Source organism: Streptomyces sp. CCM_MD2014 (assembly GCF_000772045.1).
In the GTDB taxonomy this organism is placed as follows: domain Bacteria; phylum Actinomycetota; class Actinomycetes; order Streptomycetales; family Streptomycetaceae; genus Streptomyces; species Streptomyces salinarius.
Map to the genome: position 1 here is coordinate 5,293,165 of NZ_CP009754.1, position 15,961 is coordinate 5,309,125.

Consider the following 15,961-nt stretch of genomic DNA (forward strand, 5'->3'; position numbering starts at 1 on the left):
CGGGTACGACAGTGCGTCGGCCAGTCGTCAGTGCGTCGGCCAGGTCGTCACCGTGCCGGTGCGGCGGCGGTGCCGGCACCGGTGTCCTGTCCTGCCGCGGCCGAGCACTGCGGGGAACGCATCGGCATCTCGGTCAGCCCCGGGTGGTAGACGTGCAGGCTGACCGCCGGCTCCAGCGCGTCGTTGACCACCTCGTGCACGTGCCCCGGCGCGAACACGCGCTGCGTACCGGCCCGCAACGCGCGCGTGCCGCGCTCCGTGTGCTCGGTGAGCGTGCCCTCCAGGACCGTCCAGACGCCGGAGGAGGGGCCGTGGTCGTGGCGTCCGCTGCCCTGCCCCGGCACCCAGGACAGCAGCCAGACCTCGTACCCGGGGCCGGTGCGCAGCCGGTGGTACCAGCGGGTGGTCGCGTCGTACCGGACGAGGTGCTCCCACGCGGTGCGGTCGGCGGCGAGGGAGCGGAGGAGACCGGCGAACTCGGCGACGGTGGCCGGGTGCTCGCGCGGAGGCTGCAGAAGGTGGGGGACTTCGAGGATGTCGCCGGCGATCTGGAGGTCGCTGTCGCTGTTCATGGGTGCGTGGTTCCTCGGCGGGAAGAGTGCGGCGGAGCGGAGCGAATGACGAAGAACGCCCTGGTGGGGCGGGAACGGAGCAGTCGAGTCGCGTGGACTCGGGGACAGCCGGAGCGCGGTCGGCTCAACAGCTGGAACAGCGGCAACAGCTACAGCGAGCGCGGGCAGCACCGTGGGACCCGGCGGTGCGGGTCGAGGCGAGCGCCAAGTTCGCGAGCATGCCCACCAGCACAGCGGTTCACACCCGCACTGTCAACTCGATGCCCGTTATGTGGGACATGTTTCACCTCATCCGGTTGATCGCGCTGCCGAAAGGTTTGCTCATACGGCTTCCGGGACACATGGCGCACAAGCCGGGCGCACAACCCCCGTTGCGATCCCGTGATCCGAATGTGATCAGGTTCGCTTCGGCGCGTGTATCGGAACGGGATCGATCGCCGGGGCGTCCTTCCTGGTGCAGACGTTGAACGGGACGGACTCCCCGGCGGGCTCATTGCTATGTCAAGGTTTATGGCGATTTGAACACTTACTGCACGGCCTTGGTTCCGCAGAGTGAATAAGGGGCCCAATAGCAGATCTCGGCTTGACTCGCCCGGAGCAGCACACTTGTAATTTCACTCGTGTCGTTCAGCCGGAATCGGTAACGGCTGGATCACGGGGACGCGAAAGACAGACGAGGGGCGCACATGACCGAGCTGGTGCAGCAACTGCTGGTCGACGACGCGGACGAGGAGCTCGGCTGGCAGGAGCGCGCACTGTGCGCCCAGACCGACCCCGAGTCCTTCTTCCCCGAGAAGGGCGGCTCCACCCGCGAGGCCAAGAAGGTCTGCCTCGCCTGCGAGGTCCGCTCCGAATGCCTCGAGTACGCCCTTGCCAACGACGAGCGTTTCGGCATCTGGGGCGGCCTGTCCGAGAGGGAGCGGCGCCGCCTGAAGAAGGCCGCGGTCTGAGCACCGACGTCTGACGCGGCGGCAGAAAGGCCTGCGCGGACGGTCGGTGCGGATGGCCCGAGCAGCGGTAACGGCCCGTCACCGGTGGGTTGTCCACAGGCGGCGGGCCGCCCGTGTGTCCAGCCGATAGTGTGGGCGCTCGTCCGAGACGCCCCGCCGTCCCCAACAGGCACGGGCGTCCACCGCAGTCCACCGAACCGGGGCCCGTACCTCGATGTCCGTGCAGAGTCACACGGCAGCCCAGCAAGACCTCGCTGCCACACCTGAGTTCCCGCGTCACGTGGTGACCGCGGTCCTCGTCGCCCACGACGGAGCCCGCTGGCTGCCCGACGCGCTCGCCGGGCTGCTCGGCCAGGAGCGCCCCGTCCAGTACGCCGTTGCCGCCGACACCGGCAGCGCCGACGACTCCTCCCGGCTGGTCGCCGACGCCCTCGGCGACGACCGCGTGCTCCACCTCGCCCGGCGCACCGGCTTCGGCCAGGCCGTCGAGGAGGCCGCCCGCACCGCCCCCGTCCTCACCCCCGAGGACCTGCCGTACCTGAAGCGGCCCAGCGGCTGGGACCCCGTCACGCGCAGCTGGCGCGACGACGCCTACGACCTGCCGGAGCTGCCCCACGGAGAGCCGGTCCAGTGGCTGTGGCTGCTGCACGACGACTGCGCCCCCGAACCCGACGCCCTCGCCCAGTTGCTGCGCGTCGTCGACACCGAGTACGAACTCGGCCGCGACGACGTCGCCGTCGTCGGACCCAAGCTCCGCGGCTGGTACGACCGCCGCCAGCTGCTCGAGGTCGGCGTCTCCATCGCCAACTCCGGCCGCCGCTGGACCGGCCTGGACCGCCGCGAGCAGGACCAGGGCCAGCACGACCACGTCCGCACCGTGCTGTCGGTGTCCACCGCCGGCATGCTGATCCGGCGCGACGTCTTCGAGCGGCTCGGCGGATTCGACCGCCGGCTGCCCCTGATGCGCGACGACGTCGACCTGTGCTGGCGCGCGCACGCCGCCGGCATGCGCGTCCTCGTCGCCCCGGAGGCGGTCGTCCGCCACGCCGAGGCGGCCTCGCGCGAGCGCCGCGCCGTCGACTGCGCGGGCCGCACCACCGCCTCGCCGCACAAGGTGGACAAGGCCGGCGCCGTCCACACCCTCCTGGTCAACGTCCGCACCGCCGCACTGCCCTGGGTGCTGCTGCGCATCGTCCTCGGCACCCTGCTGCGGACCCTCGCCTACCTCGTCGGCAAGGTGCCCGGCCAGGCCCTCGACGAGATCCGGGGCCTGCTGGGCGTCCTGCTGCGCCCCGAGCGGATCCTCGCCGGCCGGCGCGAACGCGGGCGCCCGCAGGTCGAGAAGGACGAACTGCGGCCCCTGTTCCCGCCGCCCGGCGCGACCGTCCGCGCCACCGTCGAGCAGGTCGCGGGCGACCTCTTCGGCGGTTCCGACGCAGACGCCGCCGCGGGTGCCGGACGGCACGGCGGCGGCATCGAGTCCGGACCCGGCGGCGACGACGCCGACTTCCTGGAGATCGAGCAGTTCGCCCGCCTCAAGCGCATCGCCCGCAAACCCGGCCCGGTGCTCTTCCTGGTGCTGCTGCTCGTCTCCCTGGTCGCCTGCCGCGCGCTCCTCGGCGGCGGCGCCCTGGCGGGCGGCGCGCTGCTGCCCGCTCCGGCCGGCGCCGGCGAGCTGTGGTCGCGGTACACGGACGCCTGGCACACGGTCGGCACCGGCGGCACCGCCTCCGCGCCGCCCTACCTCGCCATCCTCGCCACGCTCGCCTCCGTCCTGCTCGGCTCCACCGGACTCGCCGTCACCCTGCTGCTGGTCTGCTCGGTGCCCCTGGCGGGCGCCACCGCGTACTTCGCCTCCCGCCCGCTGGTCCCGTCCCGGCTGCTGCGCGCCTGGGCCGCCGTCGCCTACGCCTTCCTGCCCGCCGCCACCGGCGCCCTCGCCGGCGGCCGCATCGGCACCGCCGTCCTCGCCGTACTTCTGCCGCTGATCGCGCGCGCGGGCGTCGCGGCGGCCGGCCTGACGGGCTCCGGCGCCCGCGGCAGCTGGCGCGCCACCTGGGCGTACGCCCTGCTGCTGACCATCACGACCGCCTTCACGCCCGTGGTGTGGCCGGTCGCGCTGGTCCTCGGCCTCGGGGTGCTCGCCCTGCGCCGCGGCGAGATCACGGCGTACGGATTGCGCTTCCTCGCCCAGCTCGGCACCCCGCTGCTGCTGCTCGCCCCCTGGTCGCTGTCGCTGCTGCCGTTCGGCTTCTTCGACGAGGCCGGGCTCGCGTACGGCTTCTCGGCCGCCTCCGCGCTCGACCTGCTCGGCGCCAGCCCCGGCGGTCCGGGCACGGTGGGCGGACTGTTCCTCATCGGCGTCGTGCTGGCCGCGCTGGCGGCACTGCTGCGCTCCGAGCGGCAGTTGGCCGTCCGGACGGCCTGGGCCGTCGCCCTGGTCGCCCTCGTCTTCTCGGTCCTGTCCAACCGCTCCGCCTGGGCCGGTCCCGCCACCCTCGTCTACGGCATCGCCCTGCTGTCCGCCGCGGCCCTCGGCGCCGACGGCGCGCGCTTCCGCGTGGCCGAGCAGAGCTTCGGCTGGCGCCAGCCCGTCGCCGCCCTGATCGCCCTCGCCTCGGCCCTCGGCCCGCTGATCGCCGCCGCCGGCTGGATGATCGGCGGCGCCGACGGCCCCGTGGAGCGACGCGACCCCGTGCAGGTGCCCGCGTTCGTCGCCGAGGAGAGCCACACCCGCGACCAGGCCCGCACCCTCGTCCTCGACAGCGACTCGTCCGCGCACGTGAGTTACATGCTGGTCCGCGGCTCCGGCGCCCGTCTCGGCGACGGCGAACTGGCCTCCGGCGACGGCGGGAACAGCACCCTCGACAAGGTCGTCGCCAACCTCGTGGCCGGGTCCGGCGCCGACCAGGCCGACCAGCTCGGCGGATTCGCCGTCCGCTACGTGCTCGTGCACAAGGGAGCGCCGCGCGAGGTCACCCGCGTCCTGGACGCCACGCCCGGACTGAGCAGGCTCAGCCAGCAGGACGGCAGCGGACTGTGGCGGGTGAACCAGGAGGTCGCGCGCGCGACCATCGTGCCCGGCGAGAAGTCCGGTGCCGGCGAGCCCGAGCCCGTGGCGGCCGGGCCCGTCGAGATCCACACCGACGTCAAGGCCGGCCCCGACGGCCGCGTGCTGCGCCTGGCCGACACCGCCGCCGAGGGCTGGACGGCGACCCTGGACGGAAAGGCGCTCACCCGCACCACGGTCGACGGCTGGGCCCAGGGCTTCGAACTCCCCGCCTCCGGCGGCCGGCTGGACGCCACCTACGACGCCCCGTTCACGCACACGGTCTGGGTGTGGGTCCAGGGACTCCTCGGCGTCGTCCTCGTCGTGCTCGCCCTGCCCGGCAGGCGCCGCGACGTCGACGACGACCTGCCCGACGAGCAGCTCGTCCCGGCCCAGGCGGCCGAGGGCGAGGGACGCCGGGCACGGCGCCTGCGCGCCCAGGCCGAGGCGGAGGCGGCGGAAGCCGAGGCCGGAGCCGGCGTGGAGCCGGGCCCCGGGGCAGCGGGCGACGCGCCCGAGACCCCCGAGGTTCCCGAGCCGCCCTCGGCGGCCCCCGTACCGGTTCCGCAGCAGCAGGCGTACGGCGCGTGGGACACGACGGGGTACACCGGCACCGAGTACGGCTCCTACGACGGCGGCTACGGCGGCGAGCAGTACCAGGGCGCCCAGCAGTACGACCCCGCCGCCTACGGGCAGCAGCCGTACCAGGGGGACCCGTACCGGCAGGACGCCTACCAGGGCGGCCCCGGCGGCCAGGGCGCGCAGTACGGGACGGGCGGCCCGTACGACCCGTACGCGTACGGAGACCCGGCGCAGGGTCGGGAGACCGGGTACGACCCCGCGTTCGACCAGGCGTACGGCCAGGGCGGTTACGGCACGCCGTACGACCCTTCCCAGTCCCAGCAGCCCCACGGCACGGGCAGTGAGCGCCCCGACGGGAGCCAGCAGTGAAGCGCACGACCCTGTCCCTGATCGCCTGCGCGACCGCGCTCGCCGCCGTCACCGGGTTCGCCGCGGTGTCGGCCCCGGACGACTCCGGCCCGGACACCGCGGCGCCGGCCGCCCGGCTGCCCGTGGAGCGCACCAGCCTGCTGTGCCCGGCACCCAGCACCTCCGACCTCGCCGAGACCGCGTACACGTCCTTCACGCCCGTCACGAAGGGCGCCGACGAGAAGGGCGGCGCCGCACTCGTGGCGGCGGAGTCGGGCGACGCCACCGGGGGCGGCGGCAAGGGCGACGACAAAAACGAGAAGGACGAGAAGGGCAAGAAGGCGGAGAAGCCGGTCGTCCAGCCCAAGGCGCCCGGTACGCCCGTCGCCGGGAAGACCACCGGCGCCGACACCCCCGCGCTGCTCGGCACCGCCGAGGGCGGCAGCGCGCCGGGCTGGACGGTGCAGCAGACCACGGAGGTGGCCGCCGGGACGGGCCGGGGGCTGCAGGGCGTCAACTGCACCGCTCCGGACACGGAGTTCTGGTTCCCGGGCGCCAGCACCGCCACCGGCCGCACCGACTACGTGCACCTGACCAACCCCGACGACTCGGCGGCCGTCGTCGACATCGAGCTGTACGGCAAGGACGGTGCCCTGAAGTCCACGGTGGGCGAGGGCGTCACGGTGCCCCCGCACGCCACCGAGTCCCTGCTGCTGTCGACCCTCAGCGACGTGAAGCAGACCGACCTGACCGTGCACGTCGGCGTGCGCAGCGGCCGGCTCGGCGCCGCGGTGCAGGCCCTGGACGACAAGACCGGCGGCGACTGGCTGACCGCGGCCGCGGACCCGGCGAGCGACCTGGTCGTGCCGGGCATCCCGAAGGACGCCACCGCCGTACGCCTGGTGCTGTTCACGCCCGGTGGCACCGACGCCGACCTGAAGGTGCGACTCGCCTCGCCGACCGGGCTGATCACGCCCGCCGGCCACGAGACCGTGCACGTCAAGGCCGGTATGACGACCGGCGTCGACCTCGGCGAGGTCACGCGCGGCGAGGCGGGTTCGCTGGTGCTCACGCCCACGGACCGGTCCGTGCCGGTCGTGGCCGCGGTCCGGGTCGTGCGGGGGAAGGGCGACGAGCAGGAGTCCGCGTTCATCCCGGCCTCCGACCCGGTCGGCGCGCGCGCGACGGCCGCGGACAACCGCGCCAAGAGCACCACCCTGGCCCTGTCCGCACCCGAGGCGGCGGCGAAGGTCAAGGTCACGGCGTCGGCGGGCACCGAGGGCGGCACGACGGCGACCAAGACCTACACGCTGAAGGCCGGCACGACCCAGAACGTCGACGCGCCGGTGCCCGCGGGGCTCAAGGGCTCCTACGCGCTGACCGTCGAGACCGTGTCGGGCGGCCCGGTCTACGCGTCGCGCACCCTGACCGGTTCGGACGACGACGTGGCGTCCTTCACCGTCCAGACCCTCCCCGACGACCGGGGCATGGTCTCGGTGCCCAACGCGGACGAGGACCTGTCGGTACTGCAGAAGTAGTGGCCGGGGCGACCGGGCCCCGCCGCTCAGTCCTCCCCGTACCGGGGATCCACCGTCTCCGGGGTGAGTCCCAGCAGCTCCGCGACCTGCTCGACGACGACCTCGTGCACCAGCAGTGCCCGCTCGTCGCGTCCCTTGGTCCGGATCTCCACCGGCCGCCGGTAGACGACGACCCGGCCCCGCCGCCCGTCCCGGGAGGGCACCGTGCCCCCGAGCGGCACCGCCTCGTCGTTCCACGCCTCCCCGGCCGCGGCCGGCCGCGGCACGTCGAGGACGAGGAAGTCGATGTCGGCGAGCTGCGGCCACCGCCGCTCCAGCCGCTCCACGGAGTCCTGCACCAGGTCGGCGAAGACCTCGCCACGGCTCGCGGCGAGCGGCACCTGCGGGGGAGCGACCGGGCCGCGCATGCCCCGACCGTGGCGATCACGACGGCGGGGGCCCGGGCGGCCGGCATCACGGGGCGTCACGGGGTTGTCCATCACTGCTGAAGGGTAGTCCCCGCCGGGACGGCGCGCCCGGCCCGTACGCGCTCGGCGGGCCACGCGGCGGCGGCCCACTCGGCCTGTCGCCGGATGACCATTCCGGCCAAGGTTGGGCTCAATTCGGTATCTCTCCGTGACCGCTGAACTCAAGGCAAATGTCGTTGTTTGTATCGGGTCGTGACCGCCTTCCGATCCGCGCGAGCGCCTCAAGACCGGCGTCCACGCAGGTCGAACGGGGGTGAGCGGGAGGGCCACAGGACGTTTCACGCCACGACACGGGGGTGTGACCTGGTGGAGAGTCGTCGCGGCCCGCTCAAGAGTGCGGTACCGTCCAACATCGTGAGCCCTGTACGTCGCTGTTCGCGCACCGCCTGCGGCCGTCCCGCCGTCGCGACGCTGACGTACGTCTACGCCGACTCGACCGCGGTTCTCGGCCCGCTCGCCACCTACGCCGAACCCCACTGCTACGACCTGTGCGCAGAGCACTCCGAGCGTCTCACCGCCCCGCGCGGCTGGGAGGTCGTCCGCCTGCTCGACGGATCGGCCCCGGCCCGCCCCAGCGGCGACGACCTGGAAGCGCTCGCCAACGCGGTGCGCGAGGCGGCCCGGCCCCAGGAGCGGGCGGCCGAGGCGGGCGGCGGCGCACGCTCGGCCGACCCGATGGAGGTCGCGCGCCGCGGTCATCTGCGCGTGCTGCGCTCGCCGGACAACTGAGCCCCGCTCACCCCTCTCGCACCCGCCACCCCTCACTTCCCGCGTTCCGCTTCCCGTGGTCTCGATCACATCCGTTGCTGCACGCCCATTGACGCCTCGTTGTCGCGGACACGACCATTCCGGAAGCCGCGAGAAATCGCTTTCGCATGGCGGAATCCCGGGGAGGCGTACGTGTACGTGCAGGAGCTGGAACCCGTCGCCGGTTCGCTCGGCCTGTCGGCCCTGGTGGCGGCCCTGCCGCTGGTGATCGTCCTCGTCCTGCTGGGCGGCGTCCGCATGAAGGCGCACCTGGCGGGCCTCATCGGTCTCCTGGCCGCCGTGCTGGTGGCCTGGCTCGCCTACGGCATGCCGCTGGACCAGACGGCCTCCAGCGCCGTCCAGGGGGCGGTTTTCGGCCTCTTCCCCATCCTGTGGATCGTCGTGAACGCCCTGTGGGTCTACCGGATGACCGTCCGCACCCGGCACTTCGACATCCTGCGCCGCTCCTTCGGCCGCCTGTCCGACGATCCCCGGATCCAGGCACTCGTCGTCGCCTTCTGCTTCGGCGCCCTCCTGGAGGCCCTCGCCGGGTTCGGGGCGCCCGTCGCGATCTGCTCCGTCATGCTCGTCGCCCTCGGCTTCGACCCCGTGCGCGCCGCCGTCGTCTCCCTGGTCGCCAACACCGCGCCGGTCGCCTTCGGCGCGATGGGCACCCCCGTGGTGACGCTGGCCCAGGTCACCGGGCTGCCGCTGGACGACGTCGCCTCCGTGGTCGGCCGCCAGACGCCCCTGCTCGCCCTCGTCGTACCGCTGCTCCTCGTCGCCCTGGTCGACGGGCGGCGCGGCCTGCGCGAGACCTGGGTGCCCGCCCTGGCCTGCGGAGTCGCCTTCGCCGTCGCCCAGTTCGTCGCCTCCAACTACGTCTCCGCCCAGCTCGCCGACATCGCCGCCGCGCTCATCGGCGCCGGCGCCCTGGTCGCCGTACCGCACTCCCGCCGGCCCGCCGCCGAGCCCGTACGGGCTTCCGTCCTGACCGGCGTACGCAGCGAGGAACTGGACGAGGAGGACTCCCCGCGGGAGGTGGTGCGGGCCTACGCGCCGTACGCGCTGATCGTCGCCGTCTTCTCCGTGGCGCAGATCCCGGCGGTCAAGGACTGGCTGGCCAAGGCCACCCAGAGCTACGACTGGCCGTTCCTCGACGTGGCCGACCCCGAGGGCAACCTGGTCGGCGGCAACGTCTTCTCCTGGCCGATCGTCTCCACCGGCGGCACGCTCGTGCTGTTCGCGGGGGTGGCCACCGCGGTCGTGCTCGGTGTCCACGCGCGCGTGGCGGTCAGGGAGTGGCTCGCGACCGTGCACGAACTGCGGTTCGCGATCCTCACCGTCACCTCCGTTCTCGCCCTCGCCTACGTCATGAATCTCTCCGGGCAGGCCGCCACCATCGGCCACTTCGTCGCCGCGGCCGGCGCCGGACTCGCCTTCCTCTCCCCGGTGCTCGGCTGGTTCGGCGTCGCCGTCTCCGGCTCCGACACCTCGGCCAACGCGCTCTTCGGCGCCCTCCAGGTGACCGCCGCGCGGGAGTCCGGCCTCTCGCCCGAACTGCTCGCCGCCGCCAACAGTTCAGGCGGTGTCCTCGGCAAGATGATCTCCCCGCAGAACCTCACCATCGCCTGCGCCGCCGTCGGGCTCGCGGGCCGCGAGGGCGACCTGCTGCGCAAGGTGCTGCCGTGGAGCCTCGGCCTGCTGCTGGTGATGTGCCTGATCGTGGTCGGGCAGTCCACGGCCGTCCTGGGCTGGATGCTGCCCTGACCTGAGGGAACCTTCCGGGCGGCGGGCCGGTCCCTACGGGTAGTTTGTGGGCTCCGACAGGACTTTCAGGAAGGTTGGCCGTGGCTGCTGATCTGTCGCAGATCGTGAAGGCGTACGACGTGCGCGGTGTCGTCCCGGACCAGTGGGACGAGCCGCTGGCCGAGCTGTTCGGCGCGGCCTTCGCCGAGCTGACCGGCGCGGGCGCCCTCGTGGTCGGCCACGACATGCGGCCCTCGTCCCCCGGCCTGTCCGGTGCCTTCGCACGCGGGGCGGCGGCCCGCGGCGCCGACGTGACCGAGATCGGCCTGTGCTCCACCGACCAGCTGTACTACGCCTCCGGCGCACTCGACCTGCCGGGCGCCATGTTCACGGCCTCGCACAACCCCGCCCGGTACAACGGCATCAAGCTGTGCCGCGCGGGCGCCGCCCCCGTCGGCCAGGACACCGGCCTCGCCGACATCCGCGCCCTGGTGGAGCGCTGGAGCGAGGTGGGCGCCCCGGAGCCGTCCGCCCGCCCCGGCACCGTCACCCGGCGCGACGTCCTCGCCGACTACGCGGCCCACCTGCGCTCCCTGGTCGACCTCACCGCCATCCGCCCCCTCAAGGTCGTCGTCGACGCGGGCAACGGCATGGGCGGCCACACGGTCCCCCCGGTCTTCGCCGGCCTGCCCCTCGACCTGGTGCCGATGTACTTCGAACTGGACGGCACCTTCCCCAACCACGAGGCCAACCCGCTCGACCCGGCCAACCTCGTCGACCTCCAGCAGCGCGTCCGCGAGGAGGGCGCCGACCTCGGCCTCGCCTTCGACGGCGACGCCGACCGCTGCTTCGTCGTCGACCAGAACGGCGACCCGGTCTCCCCGTCCGCCGTCACCGCCCTCGTGGCCGCGCGCGAACTGGCCCGCAACGGCGGCAAGGGCACCGTCATCCACAACCTGATCACCTCCTGGTCCGTCCCGGAGGTCGTGCGCGAGAACGGCGGCACACCGGCACGCACGCGTGTGGGCCACTCCTTCATCAAGGCCGAGATGGCCAGGACCGGCGCCATCTTCGGCGGCGAGCACTCCGCCCACTACTACTTCCGCGACTTCTGGAACGCCGACACCGGCATGCTGGCCGCCCTCCACGTCCTCGCCGCCCTCGGCGGGCAGGACGGCCCGCTGTCCGCCCTCGTCGCCGCGTACGACCGGTACGCCGGATCCGGCGAGATCAACTCCACCGTCGCCGACCAGCAGGCCCGCCTGGCCGCGATCCGGGCCGCGTACGAGGGCCGCGACGACGTCACCGTGGACGACCTGGACGGCCTCACGGTCCAGGCGGCCGACTGGTGGTTCAACGTCCGCCCGTCCAACACCGAGCCGCTGCTCCGCCTCAACGCGGAGGCCCGTGACGAGGCGACGATGACGAAGGTCCGCGACGAGGCCCTGGCGATCATCAGGGCCTAGGTGTATTGACCCGCAGGGTTGTTCACGCGGCTGATCGGTGGGTGGCCGCCGAGTGCGGTGTGGCAGCGGTGGTGGTAGGCGTGCAGGAAGTCTGCCAGGGCTGCCGTTCGTTCGGTGTTGCTGGTGCAGGGCCGTAGGTAGGCCCATTCGTCGAGCAGGGTCCGGTGGAAGCGTTCGACCTTGCCGTTGGTCTGCGGACGGTGGGCGCGGGTGAGCTTGCCGGTCGCGCCGAGGTCGGCCAGGGCGTCGCGCCAGGCGAAGCTCTTGCGGTAGGGCCAGGCGTTGTCGTCGGTTGCCGACGCTCCGCGTCGACGCCCTCCTCCGCCTTGGGGCTGCACGCACCAGACCCCGCTCACCAGCGTCGACGAGGTGCCGTGCCTGTCCTGCGACCTGATCCGCCGGACAGGCCCCAGCCGCCGGCGTGGGGCAGCCGCGTCACCCCTCCCGCCCCGCCGCCGCTGCGGGCGGTTGTGCCTCCCCCGGTGCCTGAACGGCCTGGGAGGTACCCCCCGCGGCACAGGTGGGCGGTGGGGGCACCCTCCCGCTCGAGCGAAGCCGAGAGCGGGGGAAGCACCCGGCCGGCGCCGGCCCGCGTGCACCCGGGGCTCGCACCGGTGACCGGGGCGCGGTCTGGCGCGACCCCGACACGGGCTCCAGAAGCGGCGGTACCCTGACCAGCACATCCACACAAGCCCCACCACCCCCGGAGGGAACCCCATGCCGCTCGAAGCCGGCCTCCTGGAGATCCTCGCCTGCCCCGCCTGCCACGCCCCCCTCGAGGAGCAGGACGCGGAGCTGATCTGCACCGGCCAGGACTGCGGCCTGGCCTACCCGGTGCGCGACGGCATCCCCGTCCTCCTCGTCGACGAGGCCCGCCGCCCCGAGTAACCGCCGCCCCGGCGAACGGCCACCCGGCGACGACCCCGCGCAACCGAACGAACGCCCCGGCGATCGGAGACCTGCCGCCATGCTCGACGAATCGCTCCTCGACGCCCCGGAGCGCCTCACCGAGGCCGACCGCCGCGGCCTGCTCCGCGGCGCCGCCGAGGCCGGCGCCCGCGTCCGCACCGCCGCCCGGCACGCAGCCGAGGCCGGCGTCGGCAACCTCAAGCCGGACGGCCGCCCCCGCGCCGTACTGATCGCCGGCCCCGGCGCCGCCGCCACCCACGCCGCCGACCTCCTCGGCACCCTCGCCGGTGCCGGCAGCCCCGTCACCCGCCTCGCACCCACCGGCGTCGCCCCCGCCGCGGGCGCCCTGCGCTGGGAACTGCCCGGCTGGGCCGGCTCCGTGGACCTCCTGCTGATCGCCACGCCCGACGGCACCGAGCCCGGCCTGTCCCTGCTCGCCGAACAGGCCTACCGACGCGGCTGCACGGTCGTCGCCGTCGCCCCCGCCCGCTCCCCGCTCAGCGAGGCGGTGAGCGCCTCCCGCGGCCTGTTCATCCCGATGGCGACCGCCCCGTACGACCACGACGAGCCCCTCGCCGGTGCCGCCCCCGGCGTCCTGTGGGCGCTGCTCACCCCGCTTCTCGCGCTGCTGGACCGCACCGGGCTGCTCGAGGCGTCCCCCGAGGCCATCGACAAGGTCGCCGACCGCCTCGACCGCGTCGCCGAACGCTGCGGACCCGCGATCGTCACGTACAGCAATCCCGCCAAGACCCTCGCGGCCGAACTGGCCGAGTCCCTCCCCGTCATCTGGACCGAGGGCACCTCCGCCGGGCCCGCGGGCCGCCGCTTCGCCGCCGCGCTCGCCGAACTGTCCGGCACTCCCGCCGTCGTCGCCGACCTGCCCGAGGCGCTCGCCGCGCACAGCGCCCTGCTCGCCGGCCGGCTCGCCGCCGGCGCCGACCCCGACGACTTCTTCCGCGACCGCGTCGAGGAACCGGCCGCCCTGCACGCACGCGTGGTGCTCCTGCGCGACCGGCCCACGGGCGGCCTCACCGCCGCCCCCAACGCCCGCGAGCTGGCCCTCGGCCACGACACGCCGATCAGCGAACTGGAACCGGAAGAGGGCGGCGAACTCGACACCCTCGCCGAACTGATCGCCATCACGGATTTCGCCGCCGTTTACCTGGCACTCGCCTCGGGCGCCTGATCCGTACGCACCATCACCCCCGTACGACGTCCTGGTACGACTCCCATGTACCACCGCGCACGCACCGGCAGAGAGAGCCCATGGACCGCCTCGACAACACCGTCCGCCCCTACGCCTGGGGTTCCACCACCGCGATCCCGACCCTGCTCGGGACCGAGCCGACCGGCGAACCGCAGGCGGAGATGTGGATGGGCGCCCACCCGGGCGCCCCCTCCCGCACGGACCGGGGCACCCTCGCCGAGGTCGTCGCCGCCGACCCCGAGAAGGAACTGGGCGCCGCGTCCGTCGCCAAGTTCGGCCCCCGGCTGCCCTTCCTCCTCAAGCTCCTCGCCGCAGGCGCCCCGCTCTCCCTCCAGGTCCACCCCGACCTGGCCCAGGCCAGGGCCGGTTACGAGGACGAAGAGCGCCGCGGCGTCCCGCTGGACGCCCCGCACCGCAACTACAAGGACGCCAACCACAAGCCCGAACTGGTCTGCGCCCTCACCGACTTCGACGGCCTGTGCGGCTTCCGCGCCCCGGCCGAGACCGCCGACCTGCTCGACGGCCTCGGCGTCGCCTCCCTCAAGCCGTACGTCGACCTGCTGCGCGCCCAGCCCGAGGACGCCGCCCTGCGCGAGGTCCTCACCGCGATCCTCACCGCCGACCCCGAGGAGATGTCCCGGACGGTCACCGAGACCGCGGCCGCCTGCGACCGCCTCGGCGGCGCCTACCGGCCGTACGCCGACATCGCCCACCACTACCCGGGCGACCCCGGCGTCCTCGCCGCCATGCTCCTCAACCACGTCCGGCTCCAGCCCGGCGAGGCCCTCTACCTGGGCGCCGGCATCCCCCACGCCTACCTCAACGGCCTCGGCGTCGAGATCATGGCCAACTCCGACAACGTCCTGCGCTGCGGCCTGACCCCCAAGCACGTCGACGTCCCCGAACTCCTGCGCATCGTCCGCTTCGAGGCGGGCGACCCCGGCGTGCTGCGCCCGGAGGCGACCCCCGACGGCGAAGAGGTCTACGACACCCCGACCGACGAGTTCCACCTGTCCCGCTACGTCCTGCCCGAGGGATCCGCCGCCCACGACCTCACCCTGCCCACCCCGCAGATCCTGCTCTGCACGGCGGGCACCGTACGGGCGGGCGAACACGAACTGACCCCCGGTCGCTCCGTCTTCGTCCCGGCGCACGAAAAGGCCGAAGTGTCCGGAACCGGCACGCTCTTCCGCGCCACCGTGCGCGTCTGATCCGGGTCTGCGGGGCGTACGACGGGGCATCCGGCACGTCGGGGCTCGCACGGGCTGCAAGAATGGCGCACCGCAAAGGCGGGGCAAAGCCGGCCACAGACGTAGGCGAAGGGACAACGCGACACATGAGCGCGTCAGGCGGTACCAGGGCGATCGTGGCGGCACTGCTCGCCAACCTCTCGATCGCGGTGGCGAAATTCGTGGCGTTCCTCTTCAGCGGATCGTCGTCGATGCTCGCCGAGTCCGTGCACTCCGTCGCCGACTCGGGCAACCAGGGCCTGCTGCTGCTGGGCGGCAAGCGGGCCCAGCGCGAGGCCACCCCGCAACACCCCTTCGGCTTCGGCCGCGAGCGCTACATCTACGCCTTCCTCGTCTCCATCGTGCTCTTCTCGGTCGGCGGCATGTTCGCCCTCTACGAGGGCTACGAGAAGATCAAGCACCCGCACGAACTGGACCACTGGTACTGGCCGGTGGGCGTCCTGGTCTTCGCGATCATCGCCGAGGGCTTCTCCTTCCGGACCGCCATCAAGGAGTCCAACCCGCTGCGCGGCAAGAAGTCCTGGAAGGAGTTCATCCGCCACGCCAAGGCCCCGGAGCTGCCCGTCGTCCTCCTCGAGGACTTCGGCGCGCTCGTCGGCCTGATCCTCGCCCTCGGCGGCGTCGGCCTCGCCCTGCTCACCGGCAACGGCGTCTGGGACGGCATCGGCACGCTGTGCATCGGCATCCTGCTCATCCTGATCGCGCTGGTCCTCGCCGTCGAGACCAAGTCCCTGCTGCTCGGCGAGGCCGCCGGCGCCGACGTGGTCCGGCAGATCGAGGCCGCGGCCGTCGCCGGCGACACCGTCACCGGCATCATCCACATGCGCACCCTCCACCTCGGACCCGAGGAACTGCTCGTCGCCGCCAAGATCGCCGTCCGCCACGACGGCACGGCCACGGAGATCGCCTCCGCCATCGACGCCGCCGAATCGCGGATCCGCGATGCGGTCCCGATCGCCCGCGTCATCTACCTGGAACCGGACATCTACAGCGAGGCCGAGGCCGCCAAGGGCCCCGACCCCGAGGCGACCCCCGGCGGCCCCAGCACACCGCCCGCCGCCCACTGACCGCCGTCCGGCGCCCGTCATCACCCCGCGTGAACGTCCGGAAGTGTTCGGAGGCGGACT

12 protein-coding genes and 1 pseudogene are annotated in these 15,961 nt (G+C 73.5%); 10 read left to right on the plus strand and 3 right to left on the minus strand.

The genetic code is table 11. The annotated features are described in order from the left end of the window. Nucleotides 1–47 precede the first annotated feature (47 nt). Entirely contained in the window at nt 48–572 is a 525-nt protein-coding gene (locus NI25_RS23700) for a cysteine dioxygenase (RefSeq protein WP_061444373.1), read from the minus strand. Nucleotides 573–1,258: 686 nt separating this feature from the next. Between NI25_RS23700 and NI25_RS23705 the strand changes: the two genes are divergently transcribed. The 3 genes from NI25_RS23705 to NI25_RS23715 all read left to right on the plus strand — a co-directional run bounded on the left by NI25_RS23705 (nt 1,259) and on the right by NI25_RS23715 (nt 7,039). Beyond that, a complete protein-coding gene (locus NI25_RS23705; protein ID WP_003975777.1) occupies nt 1,259–1,522 on the plus strand; it encodes a WhiB family transcriptional regulator in 264 nt (87 codons plus the stop codon). Nucleotides 1,523–1,736: 214 nt separating this feature from the next. Next, complete coding sequence (locus tag NI25_RS23710; protein WP_078884715.1) at nt 1,737–5,522, plus strand: glycosyltransferase family 2 protein; 3,786 nt, start codon at nt 1,737–1,739, stop codon at nt 5,520–5,522. Beyond that, the gene (locus NI25_RS23715; protein ID WP_061444375.1) at nt 5,519–7,039 is read left to right on the plus strand and encodes a DUF5719 family protein; all 1,521 of its coding nucleotides are present in this window, start codon (nt 5,519–5,521) and stop codon (nt 7,037–7,039) included. Before NI25_RS23710 ends, NI25_RS23715 begins: the two co-directional genes overlap by 4 nt. A gap of 26 nt (nt 7,040–7,065) precedes the next feature. Here NI25_RS23715 and NI25_RS23720 read toward each other — a convergent pair whose 3' ends face one another. Next, the gene (locus tag NI25_RS23720; RefSeq protein ID WP_061444376.1) at nt 7,066–7,518 is read right to left on the minus strand and encodes a metallopeptidase family protein; all 453 of its coding nucleotides are present in this window, start codon (nt 7,516–7,518) and stop codon (nt 7,066–7,068) included. Nucleotides 7,519–7,812: 294 nt separating this feature from the next. Between NI25_RS23720 and NI25_RS23725 the strand changes: the two genes are divergently transcribed. The 3 genes from NI25_RS23725 to NI25_RS23735 all read left to right on the plus strand — a co-directional run bounded on the left by NI25_RS23725 (nt 7,813) and on the right by NI25_RS23735 (nt 11,468). Continuing rightward, nucleotides 7,813–8,235 (plus strand): DUF3499 domain-containing protein, encoded by a 423-nt coding sequence (locus NI25_RS23725; protein WP_019331074.1) that lies wholly within the window; start codon nt 7,813–7,815, stop codon nt 8,233–8,235. Nucleotides 8,236–8,406: 171 nt separating this feature from the next. Beyond that, the gene (locus tag NI25_RS23730) at nt 8,407–10,023 is read left to right on the plus strand and encodes an L-lactate permease (protein WP_061444377.1); all 1,617 of its coding nucleotides are present in this window, start codon (nt 8,407–8,409) and stop codon (nt 10,021–10,023) included. An 80-nt stretch (nt 10,024–10,103) separates the two neighbouring features. After that, nucleotides 10,104–11,468: a phosphomannomutase/phosphoglucomutase gene (locus NI25_RS23735; protein WP_061444378.1), complete on the plus strand. Its 1,365-nt coding sequence runs from the start codon at nt 10,104–10,106 to the stop codon at nt 11,466–11,468. On the opposite strand, the pseudogene NI25_RS40325 reads toward NI25_RS23735, so the two are convergent. Further along, nucleotides 11,465–11,758, minus strand: a pseudogene (locus NI25_RS40325) (integrase core domain-containing protein); the annotation flags it as partial. The gene NI25_RS23735 and the pseudogene NI25_RS40325 sit on opposite strands and share 4 nt — an antisense overlap. A 427-nt stretch (nt 11,759–12,185) precedes the next feature. Here NI25_RS40325 and NI25_RS23745 point away from each other — a divergent pair. The 4 genes from NI25_RS23745 to NI25_RS23760 all read left to right on the plus strand — a co-directional run bounded on the left by NI25_RS23745 (nt 12,186) and on the right by NI25_RS23760 (nt 15,901). Continuing rightward, the gene (locus NI25_RS23745; RefSeq protein ID WP_061444380.1) at nt 12,186–12,356 is read left to right on the plus strand and encodes a Trm112 family protein; all 171 of its coding nucleotides are present in this window, start codon (nt 12,186–12,188) and stop codon (nt 12,354–12,356) included. A gap of 79 nt (nt 12,357–12,435) precedes the next feature. Then, nucleotides 12,436–13,563 (plus strand): SIS domain-containing protein, encoded by a 1,128-nt coding sequence (locus tag NI25_RS23750; RefSeq protein WP_061444381.1) that lies wholly within the window; start codon nt 12,436–12,438, stop codon nt 13,561–13,563. Between the two features lie 80 nt (nt 13,564–13,643). After that, nucleotides 13,644–14,795, plus strand: a complete 1,152-nt coding sequence (gene manA, locus NI25_RS23755) for a mannose-6-phosphate isomerase, class I (RefSeq protein ID WP_061444382.1) — start codon at nt 13,644–13,646, stop codon at nt 14,793–14,795. A gap of 125 nt (nt 14,796–14,920) precedes the next feature. After that, on the plus strand, nt 14,921–15,901 hold the full coding sequence (locus tag NI25_RS23760) for a cation diffusion facilitator family transporter (RefSeq protein WP_061444383.1): 981 nt from the start codon (nt 14,921–14,923) through the stop codon (nt 15,899–15,901). The last annotated feature ends 60 nt before the right edge of the window (nt 15,902–15,961 follow it).